At 29.0% G+C, this 21,925-nt stretch carries 27 protein-coding genes; all 27 read left to right on the top strand.

The features are described 5' to 3' along the window. The coding region (locus KGF50_RS13325) for a YqaJ viral recombinase family protein (RefSeq protein ID WP_227848498.1) at nt 1-648 on the top strand (648 nt) is incomplete at its 5' end. 12 nt (nt 649-660) lie between these two features. Beyond that, complete coding sequence (locus tag KGF50_RS13320) at nt 661-1,503, top strand: recombinase RecT (protein ID WP_227848497.1); 843 nt, start codon at nt 661-663, stop codon at nt 1,501-1,503. Between the two features lie 14 nt (nt 1,504-1,517). Continuing rightward, nucleotides 1,518-2,414 (top strand): DnaD domain protein, encoded by an 897-nt coding sequence (locus KGF50_RS13315; RefSeq protein WP_227848496.1) that lies wholly within the window; start codon nt 1,518-1,520, stop codon nt 2,412-2,414. Between the two features lie 20 nt (nt 2,415-2,434). Continuing rightward, nucleotides 2,435-2,854, top strand: a complete 420-nt coding sequence (locus tag KGF50_RS13310; protein ID WP_227848495.1) for a single-stranded DNA-binding protein — start codon at nt 2,435-2,437, stop codon at nt 2,852-2,854. 25 nt (nt 2,855-2,879) lie between these two features. Further along, nucleotides 2,880-3,242, top strand: a complete 363-nt coding sequence (locus KGF50_RS13305) for a hypothetical protein (RefSeq protein WP_227848494.1) — start codon at nt 2,880-2,882, stop codon at nt 3,240-3,242. Next, nucleotides 3,242-3,376 carry a hypothetical protein gene (locus KGF50_RS22380; protein WP_255654935.1) on the top strand — a complete coding sequence of 45 codons (135 nt, stop codon included), beginning with the start codon at nt 3,242-3,244 and terminating at the stop codon, nt 3,374-3,376. The genes KGF50_RS13305 and KGF50_RS22380 overlap by 1 nt, the downstream gene beginning before the upstream one ends. 505 nt (nt 3,377-3,881) lie before the next feature. After that, a complete protein-coding gene (locus tag KGF50_RS13300) occupies nt 3,882-4,382 on the top strand; it encodes a hypothetical protein (protein WP_227848493.1) in 501 nt (166 codons plus the stop codon). Nucleotides 4,383-4,864: 482 nt separating this feature from the next. Beyond that, the gene (locus tag KGF50_RS13295; RefSeq protein WP_227848492.1) at nt 4,865-5,299 is read left to right on the top strand and encodes a terminase small subunit; all 435 of its coding nucleotides are present in this window, start codon (nt 4,865-4,867) and stop codon (nt 5,297-5,299) included. Next, nucleotides 5,289-6,530 carry a PBSX family phage terminase large subunit gene (locus tag KGF50_RS13290; protein WP_413926819.1) on the top strand — a complete coding sequence of 414 codons (1,242 nt, stop codon included), beginning with the start codon at nt 5,289-5,291 and terminating at the stop codon, nt 6,528-6,530. Before KGF50_RS13295 ends, KGF50_RS13290 begins: the two co-directional genes overlap by 11 nt. A 17-nt stretch (nt 6,531-6,547) precedes the next feature. Then, a complete protein-coding gene (locus KGF50_RS13285; protein ID WP_227848490.1) occupies nt 6,548-8,023 on the top strand; it encodes a phage portal protein in 1,476 nt (491 codons plus the stop codon). Further along, entirely contained in the window at nt 8,013-9,608 is a 1,596-nt protein-coding gene (locus tag KGF50_RS13280) for a minor capsid protein (protein WP_227848489.1), read from the top strand. The genes KGF50_RS13285 and KGF50_RS13280 overlap by 11 nt, the downstream gene beginning before the upstream one ends. Continuing rightward, complete coding sequence (locus KGF50_RS13275; protein WP_227848488.1) at nt 9,601-9,921, top strand: hypothetical protein; 321 nt, start codon at nt 9,601-9,603, stop codon at nt 9,919-9,921. The genes KGF50_RS13280 and KGF50_RS13275 overlap by 8 nt, the downstream gene beginning before the upstream one ends. Nucleotides 9,922-10,057: 136 nt before the next feature. After that, on the top strand, nt 10,058-10,636 hold the full coding sequence (locus KGF50_RS13270; protein ID WP_227848487.1) for a phage scaffolding protein: 579 nt from the start codon (nt 10,058-10,060) through the stop codon (nt 10,634-10,636). 19 nt (nt 10,637-10,655) lie between these two features. After that, nucleotides 10,656-11,726 carry a phage coat protein gene (locus KGF50_RS13265; protein WP_227848486.1) on the top strand — a complete coding sequence of 357 codons (1,071 nt, stop codon included), beginning with the start codon at nt 10,656-10,658 and terminating at the stop codon, nt 11,724-11,726. A 5-nt stretch (nt 11,727-11,731) separates the two neighbouring features. Beyond that, the gene (locus tag KGF50_RS13260; RefSeq protein WP_227848485.1) at nt 11,732-12,133 is read left to right on the top strand and encodes a hypothetical protein; all 402 of its coding nucleotides are present in this window, start codon (nt 11,732-11,734) and stop codon (nt 12,131-12,133) included. Next, complete coding sequence (locus KGF50_RS13255) at nt 12,127-12,474, top strand: hypothetical protein (protein ID WP_227848484.1); 348 nt, start codon at nt 12,127-12,129, stop codon at nt 12,472-12,474. Before KGF50_RS13260 ends, KGF50_RS13255 begins: the two co-directional genes overlap by 7 nt. Further along, entirely contained in the window at nt 12,474-12,899 is a 426-nt protein-coding gene (locus KGF50_RS13250) for an HK97 gp10 family phage protein (RefSeq protein WP_227848483.1), read from the top strand. The genes KGF50_RS13255 and KGF50_RS13250 overlap by 1 nt, the downstream gene beginning before the upstream one ends. Continuing rightward, a complete protein-coding gene (locus tag KGF50_RS13245) occupies nt 12,892-13,329 on the top strand; it encodes a DUF6838 family protein (protein ID WP_227848482.1) in 438 nt (145 codons plus the stop codon). The genes KGF50_RS13250 and KGF50_RS13245 overlap by 8 nt, the downstream gene beginning before the upstream one ends. Next, a complete protein-coding gene (locus tag KGF50_RS13240) occupies nt 13,322-13,498 on the top strand; it encodes a hypothetical protein (protein ID WP_227848481.1) in 177 nt (58 codons plus the stop codon). Before KGF50_RS13245 ends, KGF50_RS13240 begins: the two co-directional genes overlap by 8 nt. Further along, complete coding sequence (locus tag KGF50_RS13235; RefSeq protein WP_227848480.1) at nt 13,499-14,809, top strand: phage tail sheath family protein; 1,311 nt, start codon at nt 13,499-13,501, stop codon at nt 14,807-14,809. 16 nt (nt 14,810-14,825) lie between these two features. Beyond that, nucleotides 14,826-15,296 carry a phage tail tube protein gene (locus KGF50_RS13230; RefSeq protein ID WP_227848479.1) on the top strand — a complete coding sequence of 157 codons (471 nt, stop codon included), beginning with the start codon at nt 14,826-14,828 and terminating at the stop codon, nt 15,294-15,296. Between the two features lie 71 nt (nt 15,297-15,367). Then, nucleotides 15,368-15,808 (top strand): phage tail assembly chaperone, encoded by a 441-nt coding sequence (locus KGF50_RS13225; protein WP_227848478.1) that lies wholly within the window; start codon nt 15,368-15,370, stop codon nt 15,806-15,808. 342 nt (nt 15,809-16,150) lie between these two features. Further along, nucleotides 16,151-16,303 carry a type I toxin-antitoxin system toxin gene (locus KGF50_RS13220; RefSeq protein WP_227848477.1) on the top strand — a complete coding sequence of 51 codons (153 nt, stop codon included), beginning with the start codon at nt 16,151-16,153 and terminating at the stop codon, nt 16,301-16,303. Nucleotides 16,304-16,578: 275 nt separating this feature from the next. Next, nucleotides 16,579-18,948, top strand: a complete 2,370-nt coding sequence (locus tag KGF50_RS13215) for a tape measure protein (RefSeq protein WP_227848476.1) — start codon at nt 16,579-16,581, stop codon at nt 18,946-18,948. A gap of 15 nt (nt 18,949-18,963) precedes the next feature. After that, nucleotides 18,964-19,653: a LysM peptidoglycan-binding domain-containing protein gene (locus KGF50_RS13210; protein WP_227848475.1), complete on the top strand. Its 690-nt coding sequence runs from the start codon at nt 18,964-18,966 to the stop codon at nt 19,651-19,653. Further along, nucleotides 19,646-21,601 carry an NlpC/P60 family protein gene (locus KGF50_RS13205; RefSeq protein WP_227848474.1) on the top strand — a complete coding sequence of 652 codons (1,956 nt, stop codon included), beginning with the start codon at nt 19,646-19,648 and terminating at the stop codon, nt 21,599-21,601. The genes KGF50_RS13210 and KGF50_RS13205 overlap by 8 nt, the downstream gene beginning before the upstream one ends. A 13-nt stretch (nt 21,602-21,614) precedes the next feature. Next, nucleotides 21,615-21,875 (top strand): DUF2577 domain-containing protein, encoded by a 261-nt coding sequence (locus tag KGF50_RS13200; RefSeq protein ID WP_227848473.1) that lies wholly within the window; start codon nt 21,615-21,617, stop codon nt 21,873-21,875. Nucleotides 21,876-21,925: the final 50 nt, after the last annotated feature.

The following is a 21,925-nucleotide window of genomic DNA, read 5'->3' as shown; positions in this document are numbered from 1 at the left end:
TATCCTTTTGCAATAGCTAATATAGATAGAGCTATAGTTGGAGAAAAAGCTTTTCTGGAATGTAAGACAACTAATAGTTTTTCTATAAAAGAATGGGGAAATGGAGTTCCACTTCATTATGAAATACAGTGTTTACACTATATGGCTGTTACAGGAGCCACACATTGTTATATAGCAGCACTTCTTGGAAACGAAAAGTTTGTATGGCACAAGATAAATAGAGATGAAGAAGTAATTGAAAATCTAATGAAAATAGAGAATGAATTTTGGGAAGAGAATGTATTAAAAGATATATTACCAATTCCTGATGGCTCAGATACTTATAGCGAATATTTAAAAGCAAGATATAAAAATTCAGTTAAAGAGAAAGTAGAACTAAATCTACTTGAAGATGGTATTTCAAAGTTAAAAAGATATGATGATATAGTTTCACAAATGAAAGAACTAAAGGGAGAGAAACAACTAATAGAACAAGAAATACAAAGCGAAATGAGAGAGTTTGAGTTAGCAACATTAGACAGAAGAATAATAACTTGGAAAGGAGCTACCAAAAGGTCCATTGATACCAAAAAGCTTAGAGAAGAAATGCCTGATATAGCAGAAAAATATACAAATATAAGTTCATACAGAACATTCAAAATAAAATAGGGGGTAATATATATGGCTAGTGAAAAAGCAAAAGGAGTATTAGAAAAGAAAGTTTCAGGAGTAAACACAGTTAAAGTAAGCCCAAGTAAAGGTATGGAACAACTTATGAATAAGATGGCAAGTCAGATAAAAAAAGCTTTACCAAGTATGGTTTCAAGTGAGAGGTTTCAAAGAGTTGCATTAACAGCTTTCAGTAATAATCCAAGGTTACAAACATGTGAACCTATGAGTTTTATAGCAGCAATGATGGAATCCGCTCAATTAGGACTTGAGCCTAACACCCCTTTAGGTCAAGCATATTTAATACCATATGGTAAGAAGGTGCAATTTCAAATTGGGTATAAAGGTCTTTTGGAATTAGCACAAAGAAGTGGGAAGATAAAAACTATATATGCTCATAAAATAAGAGAAAACGACAAGTTTGAGATTAGATATGGGCTTCATCAAGATTTAGTTCATGAACCTAAGTTAAACAGTGATAGAGGGGGAATAATTGGATATTATGCAGTATATCATTTAGATACGGGAGGTCATAGTTTCTCTTTTATGACTAAAGATGAAATTATAGAGTTTGCAAAGAGTAAAAGTAAAAGTTACAGCAGTGGACCATGGCAAACTGATTTTGATTCAATGGCTAAAAAGACAGTTATAAAACAATTATTAAAATATGCACCACTTAGTATAGAGCTACAAAAGGCTATGGTAGGTGATGAAACAATAAAAACTGAAATAGACGAAGATATGAGTATGGTTGTAGATGAAAGTGAAAGTTTAGAAATTGATTTCGAAGTAAAAGAAGATATAGAGAATATAGATGGTCAAGCTAGTGTGGAAGAAGCTGTAAATGTTGATTAAGCAGGTGAGTCATCTTGAGTGGAGATAAGTTAGTTATAGAAAAGTTAAACATATTAAGTGATGGGTATGGACTTATGCCAAGAATTGTAGCAAGAGATAGATGGTTAACTGTTGGTGCTAGAATGTTGTATTCATATTTAACTAGTTTTGCGGGAACAAATGGAATTTGTTTTCCAGCTAGGGATTTAATTTGTTATGAATTAAATATATCAAAAGATACATTTACAAAATATAAAAATGAGTTAGAGCTTAGTGGATATATAAGAATTCATAAAAAGAAATCTAAACAAGGTAAGATGCAAAATAATATATATGAAATTGTATTTGATAGAATCTATATAGATGAATGTATATCTAAAAGAGGATTAAAAGAAGATAAAAAAAAGAAAAAGCAATGTCATAAAAATGTAGACATGGAACCATGTCCTACTTTTCTGGACACGAATCAGCCGGACACGAAAAATATGGACACTAATATTAATAGTATTAATATTAATAGTTCTAATAGTATGTATATAGAACAACCTGTGGATGATTCTTTAAAAGAATTTAAGAAGCTATATGAAGAAAATCTAGGAGTCTTATATCCAGTTACAAATGAATGGTTATTAGAAATATCTAATGAAGTAGAAATAAGAGTATTTAAAAGAGCTATAGAAATATGTGCTGAAAGAATGAATATGAATTTATCATATTTAAAAGGAATACTAAAAAAATGGAAGGATGCAAATATAACCACTTATGAACAATTAGATTTATATAGATTTAAAGATGAAAATAAGAAGTCAATAAAAGCTAATAGTAAAGCAAATAAAAATAAGTTTGCTAATTTTGAACAGACATTTACTCAATATAGTAATAAGGAACTAGATGAAATTATAAAAAAAAGCCAAAAGGCTAAATTTAGATAATATTAGTGGAGGTATAAAAAATGAATCAAGTTGTATTAGTTGGGAGATTAACTAGAGATCCAGAACTAAAATATATACCAGGAACAGGTACAGCAATATCATCATTTACAATAGCTGTAGATAGAAACTATGTAAATAGAGATGGAAAGAGAGAAACTGATTTTATACCAATCGAAGTAATAGGCAAATCAGCTGAATATTGTGCAAACTATATAACTAAAGGGAAACTGGTGGCATTACAAGGGAACATAAGAGTTGATAATTACCAGACTCAATCATGTGAAAAAAGAACTTTTACAAAAGTTAGTACTAAGGAAGTACAGGCATTAGAAAGAAAAAATAAATTAGATAGCCTATATAAAGAGAACATACAAGCTGGAGCAATAGGATTAGATTATCAAGAATTTGAAATTATAGATAATGATGAGTTACCATTTTAAAAAGTTTGAGTATGAGGTGAAATAAATGTTTAAGGTAGAAAGATACTTTAGTGGTTCGGTAGGAGATAATCTTATTGAAGATGATCTTACATGTAGAAACTACTTAGCATTGTATTGTTGTTTGTTTGGAATTATAAGAAATGGAAAAAAGGTCTATCCAAGGCCAGAAAGAATGCTGTCTGAATTTGGAGTGAAAAAGGAAAGAAAAATAAAAAAAGATTCACCAGTAAGAATAAAAAATGTTAATACAAAAGAAGTAATGGAATTTGAATCTATAGATAGCGCAGCCTGTTTTTTAAGGTTAAAATATCAAGCAGTTTATCAAGCAATTAAAAAGAAAAGTAAAACGAGAAATGGCTGGAAAGTTGAATATATTGAGGAGGAATAATGGGAATTTCAAGAACAGAGTATACAATTAAAAGAGCAAAAGAATTATATGATAATGGAGAAGATATATTTATTGCAATAGATAAAGCTAGAGGTGAATATGAGGATATGCTGAAAAATGAATATTTTAATTAGTTTTATAATTATAATAATTAGTTTTATTATTGGCAGAGCTTATAAGTATAGATTAAAACTTAAAGAGTGTGAAAATTGCAATAATAAGTGTCGCGAAAAATGAGAAAGAAGTGATTTTATGAATAAGAGAATAATTTGTAATTGGTGTGGTAAATTGTTTTATATCTCAAAAGAGTCTAAAAAGATTTATTGTTGCAAAAAATGTGAGAGGAAATCTAACAAAACAAATAAATAACATCAAAATTAATTTTAAATTAATAAAATTGCAGTGAGTAGCAATGAGTCAAAAGATAGTTTTTAAAATAAAATGGCAAAGTTATCTATATAGATATGAAAGGTAAAGTACATCACAATATGAATTCAGGAAAGAAATTTTGACTATAAATATTAAAATGAAATGCTTAGATGAACTGATAAAAGTATGGGGTAGATAGTTAGATAGAATATTAGAAATTTAATAAGAAGAAAACAAGAAGTTGGAGTTTAATTAAATAGGGGTGATGTTATGGCAAGTAAAATTAAAAAGGAATTTTTTATAGCAACTAAGAAATATCTTGACAACTATAAACAACTACATACAAACATAGAAAGTTTAAAAATTCAAATAAAATATCTTAGAGAGTATCACTTAGGTGATTTTATGCAAGGTTTGAGCTATGACAGAATTCCTATAAGTAAGACAAACTCTATAAGAAATCAAGTTGAAATTAAGTTGATTGATCTTGAAGAAAAGATAATAGAAAAACAGATTGAATTATATGAGATGGAAGCACTAGAGCGTACAATAGACTCAGCTATAAATAACTTAAAGCCAATACATAAACAAATTATAAAATATAGGTACATTGAAGGTTTAGAATGGAATTTAGTAGTTGATAAAGTGTATTTAGAAGAGAGACAATTAAGAGAAAGAGCTAACCAAGCTATTAGTTCAATATCAATAGCTTTGTTTGGCAAAAAAGCACTAATAGAACAAGAACCATTATTCAATATGTTAGATTTATAAACGGTTAATGACTATCTATTTTTTATGAAAATAAACGCAGAAATTGGATACTATGTAATAAAAAAATAAATTAAATTCTAGATTTTCTGCCGATTTTCTGCCGATTTTCTAATTTAAAATATGAGATAATAGTACTATGGAAATGAATATTTTTATCACAAAAATAAATATGTACCAGATTAATAGATTTACTTAGTTTACATCAACAGGTTAGGAATGCATGTGTATGTTATAAATCTAATTTTTACTATGTCCAAGGTCATTAATATATATATTTAGATATATTAAAATAAAATTTAATATAAACATATAAAAGAGTTGATCTTGGTAACAGCATTAGAACTATAAGGGTTGATGTATAAATTCTAAGTTTGATTACTAGAACTTGCTCCTTTAATATAATAGAGATCTACTAAAATAAGACTTTAGATTAAATTTAAAGTCTTATTTTTTATTTATAAAGTAAATAAAGAGGTGGTGGTATGGTAAATTTGACTGAAAAACAAAAAAGGTTTTGTGATTATTATATTGAAGTTGGTAATGCCACAGAAGCGTATAAAAAAGCATATAAAAGTATTAATCAAAGAACGGCAGAAAGCAATGGAAGTAGACTGCTGAGTAATACTAAGGTTAAAAACTACATTGAAGAAAGATTAAAGCAGCTTGAGTCAAATAGAATAGCTGATGCTAAAGAAGTTATGGAGTACTTAACTAAAATAGTAAGAAATGAAGCAAAAGAAGAAGTGGTTATAGTTTCTGAGAATGGTGTTGAAAGAGTCAAAAAGGATGTAAATATAAGAGATAGAAATAAGGCTGCTGAATTATTAGGGAAGAGATATAGACTATTTACAGATAAAGTAGAAGTTGAAGGCAATATTCCTATAGTTATAGTTGGAGATGATGAAATTGCAGATTAAGAAAGTAAATATAGCAAAACTAATTGGCAAAGGATATAAGGATTATTGGAGATTTAAAGGTCGTTATAGAATTTGTAAAGGTTCAAGAGCTTCTAAAAAATCAAAGACAACAGCTTTATATTATATTACTAAGTTAATGCAGTACTCAGAAGCTAACTTATTGGTTGTAAGAAAAGTTTTTGGAACACTAAGAGATAGTTGTTATAAGGAACTCAAATGGGCTATACATCAGTTAGGAGTAGATAATTATTGGGATAGTACAACTAATCCACTTGAAATTACATACATCCCTACAGGACAAAAAATATATTTTAGAGGGTTTGATGACCCACTTAAAATTGCATCTATAACTGTTGATGTTGGAGTACTTTGTTGGTGCTGGATTGAAGAAGCTTATGAAATAACAGATGAGAATAGCTTTAATATGCTAGATGAGAGTATAAGAGGTAAAGTTCCAAATGGACTATTTAAGCAAATAACAATGACATTTAACCCTTGGAATGAACAGCATTGGATTAAAAAAAGATTTTTTGATGTAAAAGATGAGGATATACTTTCAAAAACGACTAATTACATTTGCAATGAATTTTTAGATGATGCAGATAAAAAAGTATTTGAAACTATGAAAAAAAACAATCCAAGGCGTTATAAAGTAGCAGGACTTGGTGACTGGGGTATTGTTGATGGATTAGTATATGAGAATTGGGAAGAGAAAGAATTTAATATAGACATTATTACAGAAAGAAATGTTAAATCAGCTTTTGGTATGGACTTTGGTTATACTAATGACCCATCAACTTTATTTTGTGGATTAGTTGATGAAGCTTCAAAAGAGATTTATGTATTTGATGAAATATATAAACAGGGTATGTCCAATGAGAAAATTTATAAAGAAGTTAATAGAAAAGGATATTCTAAAGAACATATAACAGCAGATTCAGCTTCTCCAAAAGATATTGATCATCTGAGAGAGTTAGGATTAAGAAATATAAAAGGGTCAAGAAAAGGAAAAGACAGTGTAAATAATGGTATTCAGTATATTCAGGATTATAAGATTATAGTACATCCTAAATGTGTAAACTTTTTAACTGAGATAAGTAATTACACCTGGGATAAAGATAAGTTTGGAAACAAGATTAATAAACCTATAGATAATTTTAATCATCTAATGGATGCTATGAGATATGCACTTGAAGATTTTATAAAAGGTGATGTATTTAGTTTTGACTAAGTAAGGGGTGATATAAGATGTTTAATTTGGTAAGAAAGGGGGTAGCTAAGCTGAATAATATTTTAAATAAACCACTCATACAATCAGAAAGAAATTTGAAATATATAGAGTATGAGATATATAAGTGGAAAGCATCGAGTACTAGAAAAGAGCAATTACAAGGAGAAAGATATTATAAGGGTGAACATGATATTCTGAGGAGAAAACGTACTGTTATTGGAGAAAATGGAAAATTAGTAGAAATTGATAATCTACCAAATAACAAAATAGTAGATAATAAGTATGCTAATTTAGTAGATCAAAAGGTTAATTATTTATTAGGTAAGCCCCTTACATTTCAAACTCAAGATGAAGTTTATGATAAGCTATTAAAAAATATATTTAATAAAAAATTTCTTAGGACATTCAAAAACCTATGTGAGGATTCTTTAAATGGTGGGATATCATGGTTACATCCATACTATAGTGAAGATGGTAAACTAAGCTTTAAAAGGTTTCCATCATATGAGATATTACCATTTTGGAAGGATTCAGAGCATACAATTATAGACTTTGTAGTAAGACTATATGAGGTAAAATCATGTAATGAATCAAATGAAAAGATAATTGAAAAAGTAGAAGTTTATTCAAAAGAAGGCCTCAAGAGATATATTTTGCAAGGAATGACTTTAATACCTGACCTAGAAAAGCCATATTCTTCATACTTTGTAGTTGAATCTAATGATATTCATAAGGAACTTAATTGGGATAAGATACCACTAATACCATTTAAGTACAATAATAAAGAAATACCCCTTATAAAAAGAGTTAAGAGTTTACAAGATGGTATAAATATTATGTTATCTGATTTTGAAAATAACATGCAAGAAGATGCTAGAAATACAATATTAGTACTTCAAAATTATGATGGTCAAAATTTGGGAGAGTTTAGGAAAAATTTAGCTCAATATGGGGCTGTTAAGGTCCGAACTGTAGATGGAGCTATAGGAGATTTAAAAACATTAGAAATAAAAATAAATTCTGATAACTACAAATCTATATTAGAAGTATTTAAAAAGGCATTAATTGAAAATGGAAGAGGATATGATGCCAAAGATGATAAAATGAGTGGAAATCCAAATCAAATGAATATACAAAGTATGTATAGCGATATAGATTTAGATGCTAATGGTATGGAAACTGAATTTCAAGCTTCCTTTGAAGAACTGTTGTGGTTTGTAAATATGCACCTTTTAAATACTGGTCAAGGTAATTATGAAAATGAAGAAATACAAATAATCTTTAATAAAGATATACTAATAAATGAAACAGAAAGTATTAATAACTGCCAAAATTCAGTTGGATTATTATCAGAGGAAACTATTGTATCTCAACATCCTTGGACTGTAGATGTCAAGAAGGAAATAGAAAAAATAAAAAAAGAAAAAGACGATAGCCAACAAGAATACAACAATATTATTCCTAATAATAGTGGTGTTATAAATGAAACCTAAAGATTGTTGGAGAAATAGATTTGAAGAATTAGAAGAAGTTCAGAATAATAAAAGTGTAAAGTACTATCTTAAATTAGAAAAGCAGTATAAACTATCTGTAGATAATATAGAAAAAGACATACTTGTATGGTATAACAAATTTGCTCAGAATAAGGGCATATCTTTGCTAGACTCTAAGAAATTACTAACTGCAAAAGAGTTAGAAGAGTTCAAATTGAGTGTAGAAAAGTATATCAAGTATAGTAAAGAAAATCACATAAATCAAAGATGGATAAAAGAATTAGAAAATGTTAGAGTTAGAGTTCATATTACTAGGATTGAAGCTTTAAAATTACAGTTGCAACAGCAAGTGGAAGTTCTATATAGAAATGAACTTGATGATATTGATAAACTGATGAGAGAAATTTATGCAAGTGAATATTATCACACAGTATTTAGTGTTCAACAAGGAATTAGTGTTGGATGGAATTTAATGTTACTTGATACTAACAGAATAAATAAAATTATTTCAAAACCTTGGACCAGTGATGGATTAAATTTTAGTAAAAGAATTTGTGATAAGTATAAATCTTCTCTAGTAAATGAACTACATACCAAGTTAACTCAATCAATTATTAGAGGTGAAAATCCAAAGAATTTAATAGGAAAACTTGTTAAGTGCTTTAATGTATCTAAATCTAAAACTAAAAATCTAATAATGACTGAATCAGCTTTCTTTGCATCAGTTTCAAGGAAAGATTGTTTTAATGATTTAGGGATAGAGAAATATGAGATAGTTTCCACAGTGGATTTAAGAACTTCAAATATATGCAGAGAGTTAGATGGTAAAGTCTATAGAATGAAAGATTACGAAATTGGAGTTACAGCTCCACCATTTCATTGTCATTGTCGTACAACAACATCTCCTTATTTTGATGATGAAGAAAGTTATATAGTAGCAATAGATAAAGAAGAAAAAATATATTATATTCCATCTAATATGAAGTACAATGAATGGTATAAAAATTATATTAAGGGCGATTTAAGAGAAGAAAAAACTTATTCTCTTAGAAGCATGAATATAAATGAGAGTAAAGAGAGTAAAGATAGAAGAGAGTTTGAAGAGTATAAGAATATATTAGGAAATGAAATACCTTCTAAATTTGATGAATATAAAAATATTAAGTATAATAATAGTAGTGACTGGGCTTTAATGCAAGACTATTATAAAGCTAGAAAAGCAGGGAATATATCAGTTTTTTCAAGTTTTGCAGATTATAAATATTATAATGATAGAATAGAAAAAGAATTGGTTGGTGTTACAACTTCAAATGGTATTAAAATTGAAAGTTATTCAAAGCATTTTATTGATAGAGTTTTAGGTACTAGTAATGATTTTAAAACAAATAGACCTAGAAGTGGAGTAACTATAGAAGATGTAAAAGATGCACTATTAAATCCATTAAAAGAAAAAGATGAAAGAAAAAAAGAAAGCTATAAATTTATAGGAGAGAAAGTAACTGTAACTATTAATCCTAATACAGGTAATTTAATTCAATGTAATCCTACTGATAGTGATGTAGTAAGGAGGTTAAAAGATGTATAATATAGAATTAGAAAATAAATTGTTCGATTATCTTATAGACCTATTATCTAATGAAAAGGAAGAATATTTTGATATAGATGATTGTCTAATAGATTTAGAAAAATTGAAGGATAATATTTTGAACTCAGTTAAGAAAGAAAATGACTATATTAAATTTAAACTAACTATAGAAAATAAATTAGATTTAATGCAATATGTGGAAGACAAACAATTTTTAATAGGATTTGTAAATCAAGAGTATTTAAATGAAGATGGTAAAAAACTTCAGTTGATTTATGATGAATTATATTTTCAATCAGTAGAACAAATATAAAGCACTTACTAATTTAAGAATAGTAGGTGTTTTTATTATGTGAAAATAGCCATTTTGGTATTTTGGGCGTTAACTACAAAGACGAATAATCGTTGACTGAACAACGTAAAAAATGTATTTGAAAGGATTAATGTATATGAAAAAAGAAGCTTTGTTAAATTTAGGACTAGAGGAAGAAGATGTTAAAAAGATACTATGTACTTTAAGTGAAGAATTGAAAGGATATATACCTAAATCAAGGTTTGATGATGTAAACAATATAAAAAAACAATTAGAAAAAGATATAAAAGAACGTGATACTCAATTAGAAATGTTAAAAAATTCAACTGGGAATATAGATGAGTTAAAGAAACAAATTGAAACATTACAAACTGAAAATGAAACAAGTAAAATTAATTATGAAGCTCAGATAAAGCAGATAAGAAGAGATTCTATTGATGAAAGATTACTATCAGAAAGTGGAACTAGAAATAAAAAAGCAATAAAGGCATTACTTGAAGATATTGATGAAAAAGATGATAATAAATATGAATCTTTAAGATTAGAACAGATTAAAAAGTTACAAGAAAATGAAGATAGTAAATTTTTGTTTGAAGGAACTCAAGAAACAAAATTTAATTTTAAAGGTGTAAATCCAGGAGAAAGCAGTCCTATAGTAGAAAAAACACCAAGGGATTTTACTTATGAAGATTGGTGTAATCAATTAGAAAATTAAAGAAAAGAGGTAAATAAATATGGCAAATACAAAATTTGATGCAAAATCATTTAATGCAGAAGCATTTGGAAAGTATATGGAGTCAGCTCCAGCACTAAAGAGAAATGAATTAATAAAATCAAGAGCCTTAAAATCAAATTTAGAAATTAGAAATTTATTTAGTAGTCAAACAACTACTTCATATGGAAGGATACCTATGTATGGCAACTTAGAAGGTGATGCACTTAACTATGATGGTGTGACAGATATAACAGCGGATACTACTGTTACTTATGAAAGAGGTGTTGTAGTAATTGGTAGAGCTAAAGCATGGATGGAGAAAGACTTTAGCCAAGATATAGCAGCAGGGGCAGATTTTATGGCTAATGTAAGAAATAAAGTAGCTTCATTTTGGGAGGATGTTGACCAAGATACACTGTTGTCAATATTAAAGGGTATATTCTCAATGACAGGAACTGAAAATAAAAAATTTGTTGATACTCATACATCAGATATAACTAAAAATAGTGATGGAAAAGTTTCTGCTGAAAGTCTTAATACAACTATACAAAAATCATGTGGGGATAACAAAAATAAATTTAGTCTAGTTATAATGCACAGTAGTGTAGCTACTAATTTAGAGAATTTAAATCTATTAACTTATCTAAAGTATACAGATGAACAAGGAATACAAAGAGACTTAGGTTTGGCTACATGGAATGGTAGAACTATATTAATTGATGATGGTATGCCTGTAGAAAATGTTGCAGAAAGCACAAGTGGTGCAGATGATGGATATACAAAATATACGACTTATATATTAGGTGATGGGGCTTTTGATTATGAGGATATAGGAGCAAAAGTTCCTTATGAAATGGATAGAGACCCTAAAACAAATGGTGGTCAAGATACTTTATATACAAGACAAAGAAAAGTATTTGCACCTTGTGGAATTTCTTATGAAAAGAAAAAACAGGTTTCATTATCTCCAACAAAAGAAGAGCTTGAAGATGGTTTAAACTGGTCTTTAGTAAATGATGGATCAACAACTAAAACAAAGTATATTGATCATAAATCCATTGCAATTGCTCAAATAATATCAAAAGGTTAAACTTTATGATTGATAATAGTGTTGATGATATAGAGAAAAGATTAGAATCTTTTGGATATATTTTAAAAAATGGAGATAAGTGGTTAATAGATTTTTTAAAAGAAAAGATAGAAAATATTATTAAACTTGATTGTAATATAAGTGAAGTTCCAAAAGAGCTATATAATATAGATGTAGATAGGATAGTTGGAGAGTTCCTATTTACTAAAAAAAATATGGGTCAATTAAATATAGAAGGTCTTAATTTTGAAGCTGTAGAAAAGTCAATATCAGAAGGTGATACAAAGGTAGATTTTGCTATAGGAAGTGGATCACAAACACCTGAACAACGCTTTGATGCTCTCATAAGCTATCTCACTACTCATGATAATAATAAAATACTAGCATTTAGGTGCTTAAGATGGTAAATAGAATTAGAACATCAGTAGAGAGATTATATAGAGATAAATGTACTATAATAGAATGCCAACCAGTTAAAGACCCTATAACTAAAAGAACCAACAATAAAGAAATAGTTGTATTAGAAAATCAACCATGCAAGCTTTCATATAAAAATATTATGTCTACAGAACAAGGAAAAGTAGCAAAACTTACACAAACTATTAAACTCTTTATATCACCAAATACTGAAATTAAAGTTGGATCAAAACTTATTATAAATGGTAAAAAATATATAAGAAGTGGAGAACCTGCTATATATCCAAATCATCAAGAAATAATCTTAGAACTACTTAAGGATAAAGCGTAATGGCCAGATGGGGTAGTGTTGATTTTAGAAATTTCAAGAGAGTTTGTAAAAAAATAGAGAAGCTTACAAAAACTGATTTAGATAAGTTTTGTAGAGATGCGTCAGGAGAATTAGCAGCACAATTGATTGATAAAGTGATTAGAAGAACTCCAATAGATACAGGATTCTTGCAAGATAGGTGGAATGGAGTGGCTTATGCTAGGTCACTTCCTGTGTATAAAGAAGGAAGCACATATATTATAGAGGTTGTTAATCCAACTGAATATGCAAGTTATGTTGAATTTGGTCATAGAACTAAAAGTGGTAATGGATGGGTTAAAGGACAACATTTCTTGACTATTTCAGAAATGGAGTTACAAGGTCAAGTTGATAAGATTATAGAGAAAAAATTATTAATATTACTTAAAGGAGTGTTTGATGCTTAATAATATTATAGATGGAATATCAGTAAAGTTAGATAAAACATTTGGAGAGAGTTATACAATTTATAGTGAAGATGTAGAACAAGGGATTAATGAACCTTGTTTTTTTATTTGCCCTCTAAATCCAAGCAAAGTGTCATATCCAAGTGGTAGAACATTAAAGAAAAACTCATTTGATATACACTACTTCCCTTATTCAGGAGACAAGAATTCTGAAATAAATGAGATAGCTGAAATTCTACTAGAGGAATTAGAGTATATAGAAATTAATGGAGATTTAGTCAGAGGTACAAATATGAACTTTGAAATTATAGATAATGTACTTCATTTCTTTGTTGATTATAACTACTTCACTTTAAAGAGTAATAATACAGATAAAATGAATAAGGTTGAATTATTTGGAGGCTTAAAGAGGGGGGATAATTTTGAGTAAAATATTAAAAAAAGAAGATGATTATAAGTTTACTAAAGAACAAATAGTTAATGCTAAAAAATATGTAGATAAGAAGGACTTACTAAATGCAATTCTAAACGAGGATGAATTGTATTCCTTCTCAGTTGTGGATAATATAATAAGTAATTTTATGAAAGGAGTGATTTAAATGGCTTTAGGTGGAGGAACATTTGTAACACAAAATAAAGTATTACCAGGTACTTATATAAATTTTATTTCAGCTAAGAGAGCAACTAGTTCATTATCTGACAGAGGGATTGTGGCAATGCCAATTGAACTTGATTGGGGTATTGATGAAGAAGTTTTCCAAGTCGCAAGTGATGATTTTGAGAAGTATTCAATAAAGTATTTTGGATATGATTATACACATGATAAATTAAAAGGACTTAGAGATTTATTTAAAAATATAAGACTAGGATATTTTTATAAACTAAATAAAGGTGTTAAAGCTAGTTGCACTATTGCTACAGCCAAATATAGTGGAATAAGAGGAAATAGCTTAAAAGTGGTTGTTAAAGTAAATATTGATGATAACACTAAGTTTGATGTTATAACACTTTTGGATAATAAAAAAGTAGACATACAAATAGCAAAAATCATTACAGATTTAGAAGATAATGATTATGTTACTTGGAAGAAAGATGCAACACTAGAAGCTACAGCAGGTTTAACTTTTACCAATGGAACTAATGGTGAAGCTGTGACAGGAGCAGAGTATCAAGTATTTCTTGATAAAATAGAAAGCTATAGTTTTAATTCTTTAGGATGTTTAGCTACTACAACGGAAATAAAAAGCCTCTTTGTAGAATTTACTAAAAGAATGAGAGATAAGGTAGGAGCTAAGTTTCAAACTGTTTTATATAAAAAGAATGATGCAGATTATGAAGGTGTAGTATCTGTAGAAAATAAAGTAAAGGATACTGGATTATTAGAATCTAGTCTGGTTTACTGGGCTACTGGGGCTATAGCAGGGTGTGATATAAATAAATCTAACACTAACAAGCAATATGATGGTGAATTTGATGTAGACCTTAATTACACACAAATACAACTTGAAGAAGCTTTAAAAACTGGTAAATTTATATTCCATAAAGTTGGTGATGAAGTTCATGTGTTAGAGGATGTAAATACTTTTGTAAGTTTTACAGATGATAAAAATGATGATTTTTCATCTAATCAAATAGTAAGGGTGCTTGATCAAATTGCTAATGACATAGCTATTTTATTTAATACAAAATATCTAGGTAGAGTGCCAAATGATAAGGCAGGAAGAATAAGTTTCTGGAATGATGTAGTAAAGCACCATAAGGAATTAGAAAATATAAGAGCAATAGAGGATTTTAAAACTGATGATGTTAGTGTAGAGCTTGGAAATGATAAGAAAACTGTTGTAGTAAGTGATGCTGTTAAGGTTATCAATGCAATGAGTAAGCTTTATATGACAGTTTCAGTAAGTTAGAGAGGAGAATGAAAATATGGCTCAAACAATAAATGCTAAAGATACAGTTAGTGCAAAGAAAGCTGAATGCTTTGTAATTATAGAAGGTAAAAGATATAATTTCATGCAAGCTATAGATTTAGAAGCTAAAATGGAGAAAAATAAAAGTGAGGTTCCAATCTTAGGAAGAACAACAAAGGGAAATAAAACAACTGGTAGTACAAATACTGGAAGTGCAACATTTCATTATAATACTTCTATTTTTAGAGAGTTACTTTATAGATATAAAGAAACTGGTGAGGATATTTATTTTGATATACAAGTTACAAATGAAGACCCTACATCTGCTGTAGGAAGACAGACAGTAGTACTTAAAGATTGTAATATGGACAGTGGAATAATTACTAAATTTGATGCTGATGGTGAATACTTAGATGAAGACATGGATTTCACTTTTGAGGATTGGGAACTAGTAGAAAAATTTAATTTATTGGCAGGAATGGAGTAAAATACACATTTATAAGCTATAGATGTGTATTTTTTATGAGAAAAATTAAAATAAAAGGAGATTAGAGTAATATGAGTAATTTAAGTGCTTTTTTAGCTCAAAATGCAATAAAGGTTGATAATGTAAAATATATAGCAAGTGATAGATTCGTAGATGAGGATGGAAAACCAATAGAATGGGAACTTAAAGTTTTATCATCTGAGGAAGATGAAGCATTAAGAAGAAAGTGTACTAAAAGAGTAAAAGTGATTGGTAACAATGGTAAACCAACTGGACAATATACAAGTGAAATTGACTACAATAGCTATGTAGCTGAATTATGTGTAGCGTCTACTGTATTTCCAGATTTAAAGGATGCTGATTTACAGAATAGTTATGGAGTAATGGGAGAGACGCCGTTATTAAAAACAATGTTAACAGCAGGAGAATATGTAAATTACACAGTAAAAGTTAATGAAGTTAATGGATTTGATACATCTTTTGAAGATAAAGTAGAAGAAGCAAAAAACTAATTCGAGGTGGCGACTTTGATGCTGGTATTACTCATTATTGTATTCAAAAGCTAAAGTGGAAACCTAGCGAATATATGAATTTAGAAGTTAATGAGAGAGCATTAACAGCTGCCTCAATACTTGTGAAGATAGAAGATGAAGAAGAAGCTATGAAAGAGGCTGAAAGAGAGAAAAAAAGAGGTAGAAGAGGATAGAGAAATATTAAATAAATATAGAATAGGTAAATTATGTGAGAATTATATGCTATAATATTTTAGCAAGAAGATGTAACCTACAATTTATAGAGTGGAGTTCATGTATCAAAAAAATATCCTCCCAACGTTAAGAAGGGAGGTGAGATATATGGATAATTTTTTGCTTAATGTATTAGCTAGTCTAATAGCTAGTTTGATTGGATACATATTTTGTATTTGTATCCAAAAAGTAAAAAGCCACTCCGGCAAGAGTGACTTTAGTTTTGAACTAAAGATTAAGTTCAAAAGAAATAAACAATAATTTTTAGAACTTCACTCTATTGGTAATAGATTGTAGTTCTTCTTGCTTTTATTATACCATAAAACAGATTAAATATGTAAATAAAACATATAGATAAGATACTTTAATTATAGAGTGGTATATTTGTCAAGAGAAAAAAGAAGCTTTATTGTATTTACAGAAATTAAAAAGATTTGATACTAAGAAAAAAAAATTATTAAACTTACAGTATAAAAAGTGCTTACTAAACTAGTGAGTACTTTTTTATTTAAAATAATAAGGGAGGAGGTTGAAAAATGGCAACAATACAGACATCAATTCGAATCTTCGATGGCATGACTCCCGCATTTCGACATATGACTAATGCTATGAACATAGTTATTAGTTCATTTGAACAGTTACAAAGAACTTCATCAAATGCAGTAGATTCTAGTAGTATAAGAAGAGCTAGAGAAGAGTTGGCAAGGGCTGAGGCTGGATTTGATAGATTAGAACAGCAGATAAGAGAAGCCGATGAACAACAAAGAAGATTTAATGACGACATTGGAAAAAGTTCAACTGGAACCAATAAATTAGTAGGAAAAGTTAAAAGTCTCATTGGAAGTTTTGTGAATTTGCAAAATGTTGGTGCATTGATTAATTTAAGTGATCAGATGAGTAGTACTAATGCGAGACTTGGTATGATAAATGATGGTCAACAATCAGATAGTGGACTTAATAAAATGATATTTCAATCAGCTGAAAGGTCAAGAGCATCTTATTTAGATACTGCAAATATAGTTTCACGTGTGGGAATGAATGCTGGTAATGCTTTTGCTAATACCAAAGAAATAGTTGGATTTGCTGAACAGCTTAATAAAAAGTTTGTAATTGCAGGAGCAAGTACTGAAGAAATGAATTCAGCACTTTTGCAGTTGACTCAAGGATTGGGTTCAGGAGTATTAAGAGGTGAAGAATTAAATGCTGTGTTTGATTCAGCACCCAATATAATTCAGTCAATTGCGGATTACTTAGATGTTGATATAGGAAAAATAAAGGGCATGGCATCAGAAGGAATGATTACAGCGGATGTTGTAAAAAATGCTTTACTTTCAGCAGCAGAACAGACTAATGCAGAATTTGAGAAGATGCCATATACATTTGGGCAAATTTGGACATCTATTAAAAATAATGCAATAATGATATTTGGTGTTATACAGAAAAAAATAGAACAATCTATGTCTAGTAAGGGATTTAGAACATTTATAGATAATTTTATAGATTCATTATATGTTTTAGGAGCAGTTGCATTTAGTATTTTTAATGGAATTATAAATATATTAGGAAGTCCCTTTTTTCAAGCATTTGCAAATTCGATTATTGTAGGTGTTAGTTTAATAGTGCAGGCACTAGGTTGGATAATAACACAGGCGTTAAATGTTGTTAATATCTTTGCACAAAATTGGAGTATTATTGCACCTATAATTTATGGTGTTGTTGCAGCTTTGGGAGCATATAAAATAGCAACTATAGCATTCTCAGTAGCAAATTCAATAGCTTTATTATCTGAGAAATGGTTTAATTTCCAATTAGCTCAAACAGCTATCATGCATGATTTAGCTACTGGTTCGACATGGAGACAAGTAGCAGCTCAATATGGTCTAAATACAGCATTATATGCATGTCCAATAACGTGGGTAATATTAGGTATTATAGCATTTATAGTAGTAGTTTTTGTTGCAGTAGCAGCAGTAAACAAATTCGCAGGTACATCTTTGACTGTAGTAGGTGCAATTGTAGGTGCAGTATTTGCAGCAGTAGCAGCAATACAAAACGTAATGATTTGGCTACTGAATGGATGTATAACTATAAATGAAGGAATTGCAAATGGATGGAATCAATGTGTATATCTTATGAAACAAGCTATTGCAAAGGGTGTAATCTTTATAATCGAGAAAATGGCATCTCTAAATGATTCTGTAAATTCAGCAGGGAATGCACTTGGGAAAGCTTTTGTTGACGGAGCTAATATAGCAATACGAGGTGTAAACAAACTGGTTGATTTATTAAATAAAATACCTGGAGTGAATATTGGGAAAGTTACAGAAGCGACATTTACACCTGTTAAAGCGGATAATAGCACAATTAAAAAACAAATTTCAGACTTAAACAAATGGGTAGGAGATGCACCAGAAAAAGTTAAATTGGAGCGGATGGGATATAAAGATATTGGGGCAGCATTCCAAAAGGGAAATGCTTTAGGTGAAAAGTGGCAAAAATCTATAACTGATAAATTTAAAGATACTTTTGATATTAATAAGATGATAGAAGATGCAAAGAAAAAACTTGGACTTGATGACCTCTGGGATGATAAATATGGATTAGGAGATGGATTTGGTTCTGGTGGACTTAATTCTCCACTAAATGAGGCTGCAAAAGGAGCAAAAGATACTGCTGGTAACACCGCTAAAATGGCTAAAACGATGGACAAAAGCCAAGAGGATTTAAAATACTTAAGAGACATAGCTGAGCAAGAGGTAATTAACAGATTTACAGGAGTCAATATAAAAATTGATATGAATAATACAAATAATATAAGTAAGGATACTGACTTAGATGGAATAGTTAATGTTCTAACTGAAAAATTAAATGATGCCATGGTTGTATCAGCAGAAGGTGTAGTTTAGGAAGGAGTGATGTAAATGGCTTATGATTTTTATTTAGATGGAGTACAATTACCAATTAGCCCTGGTAAACTTGAGGTGAAAGTAACGAATAAAAATAAAACTGTAGACTTAATAAATGCTGGTGAAGTAAACATATTAAAAACTTCTGGTTTATCAGAGTTTTCATTTGAAGCAGAATTTACACATACTAAGTTGCCATTTTATCGTGGTACTTTTAAGGATGTCCAATTCTTTTTAAGTAAGCTAGAGTTATTAAAAACTGATTGTAAGCCATTCCAATTCATAATTTCAAGAGAATTATGTGGAAGAGTATTATTTAATACAAATAGAAAAGTTTCTTTAGAAGAATATAATATTGTTGAAGATGCAGAAAATGGTTCAGATGTAAAAGTTGCTATTAAGTTAAAGCAATATAAAGATTACTCAACTAAAAAATTAGTTTCTGCTACACCTAAAAATGAGACTGGTAGGCCTAATGTAAAAATAGAACCTAAGAGAGTGGATTCAATTAATGCACCAAATTCTAAGACATATACAGTAAAAGCAGGGGATAGTCTTTGGTCAATTTGTCAAAAACAACTTGGTAATGGTTCATTATATAAGAAAGTATATGAACTAAATAAATCAATGATGGATAAGGCAAATAAAGGTAAAAATTTAAGTAAATATACTATCTACAAAGGGCAGGTGTTAAAACTTGGCTGATGACTTAGTTCTGGCAAATGATAGAGATATAAGGCTAGTTATTGCACATTGGGAGGATTTTTATGAGCCTGTAGTTTTAGACGGAATTACATGGGAAATAGAAAGAAGAGGGGTACCTTCTAAACTCGAATTTACAATAGTAATGGATGACATTTTGCAGTTTTGTGAAGGCAATTCAGTAAGATTATATTATAAGGGAATAGGTATATTTTATGGATATATATTTCAGAAGAAAAGAGATAAAGAAAATCACATTAAAATTGTTGCATATGACCAATTGAGATATTTTAAAAATAAAGATACCTATGTTTTTAAAAATCATACAGCAAGTGAAATAATAAAAATGTTGTCTGACGATTTTAAACTAAAATACAAAGCTATAGAGGACACCAAATATAAAATATCCAGGATAGAAGAAAACAAAACACTTTTTGATATGGTTTTAACTGCCCTTGATGATACTCTAAAAGAAAAAAAAGAAATGTATGTACTATATGATGATTTTGGTCGATTAGTATTAAAAAATGTTGCATCAATGAAACTTGATATAATTATGAATAATGATATTATAGAGGATTTTGACTATAATTCTTCAATTGATAGTGATACCTATACTCAAGTAAAATTGTTAAAAGAAGATGAAAATACAAGTCAAAGAATTTCTACTACAGTAAAAGATTCAGTCCATATAAGAAGTTGGGGAGTGTTACAACTATTTGATACAGTGGATAGTAACATGACAAAAGCAGAAATGGATAAAAAAGCAGAAATGCTCTTAAAATTATATAATAAGAAAACCAAGTCACTAAGTTTAAAAAATGTAATTGGGGATATTAGAGTAAGAGCAGGTTGTTTAGTGCCTGTTTTTTTAGATTTAGGAGATATTGAGTTGCAAAATTATATGTTAGTTGAGAAAGTAAAACATACCTTTGAAAATAACAGTCACTTTATGGATTTAACACTTGTTGATGGAGACGAATTCGCTTCTTATTCTTCATCATCATATAATAGTGGAAATGATAATAATAAAGATGAAAAGAAAAATGATACAACACAAAATACTACAAGTAAAGAAGATACTGAAATGGCTAATAAAATTAATAAACTACTTAAAGGTAAATTATCAAATACAGGAAATATATTTGTTAAATATTCAAATGCTTATAAAGTTAATCCAGCACTTATGGCTGCTATATCTATGCACGAATCAGCTAGAGGAACTTCAAATATTGCAAATACTAAAAATAATTTCTTTGGAATGAGAGTAGATGAAAAGTATTTAAGTTTTTCTAGTGTGGATGAAGGAATAAAAAGAGGTATAAGTAATTTATCAAGAAACTATATCCATATAGGAAGAAAAACTTTAGAAAGCATTAGAAATAAATACTCTTCAAGTTCAGACAAAGAATGGGTAAAATGTGTAGGTGCATTTTATAAACAAATAACAGGTAATAGTTATGATAATTCAAGTGGTGCAGGGGTTGGAAGCAATGAAGAAGCAGAAAAGAATTTAAAAGATTTAACTTATCAAGTTCAAAATAATAGTAATGCTAATACATCAACAAATAATAGTTCTAAAGCAGATAAATTAATTAGTATAGCTAAAAGTAAATTAGGTTGTAAATATGTTAAAGCTGCAGAAGGACCAAATACTTTTGATTGCTCTGGATTTACTCAATGGTGTTATAAACAAATAGGTATAAAAATTCCTCGAACTGTTGCAACACAAAGTAAAGCAGGTAAAGCTGTAGATTTAAAAGATAGAAGCAAGTGGAAAGCAGGAGATTTATTATGTAGGGTTGGAGGAGGAAGTAGTAACCATGTAATGATGTATATAGGAAATGGTCAAATGATTCATTCACCACAGACTGGAGATGTAGTCAAAATACAGTCAGTTGAATCATATAGAAGTGGCAAAGGATATACACATGTAAGAAGATTTATATAAGTGAGGTGATAAAGTGTCACAAGATTTATTACAAATAATAAAAAAAGCAGCAATGGATGCAGTAGAAACAAGTAATCCGATGAGAGTTGTGTTTGGAACAATAGAAAGTGTTAGTCCTCTAAAAGTTAAGATAGAACAAAAATTATCTATTGATGATTTTTTCCTAATACAGACAGATACATTTAAAAGATATACAGATAAAAAAGTAGGAGATAAATTGATTTTAATTAGGATGCAAGGAGGACAACAATATTTGATTTTAGATAGGATGTGATAGAGTGTTACCAAGTGATAATTTAGATTATGATATTGAAGATGTATCAA

The sequence above is a fragment of the Clostridioides sp. ZZV15-6598 genome (genome assembly GCF_020657705.1).
GTDB lineage: Bacteria > Bacillota > Clostridia > Peptostreptococcales > Peptostreptococcaceae > Clostridioides > Clostridioides difficile_F.
The sequence above is the reverse complement of the archived record's forward strand: the minus strand, read 5'-3'. Positions and strand labels throughout refer to the sequence as shown.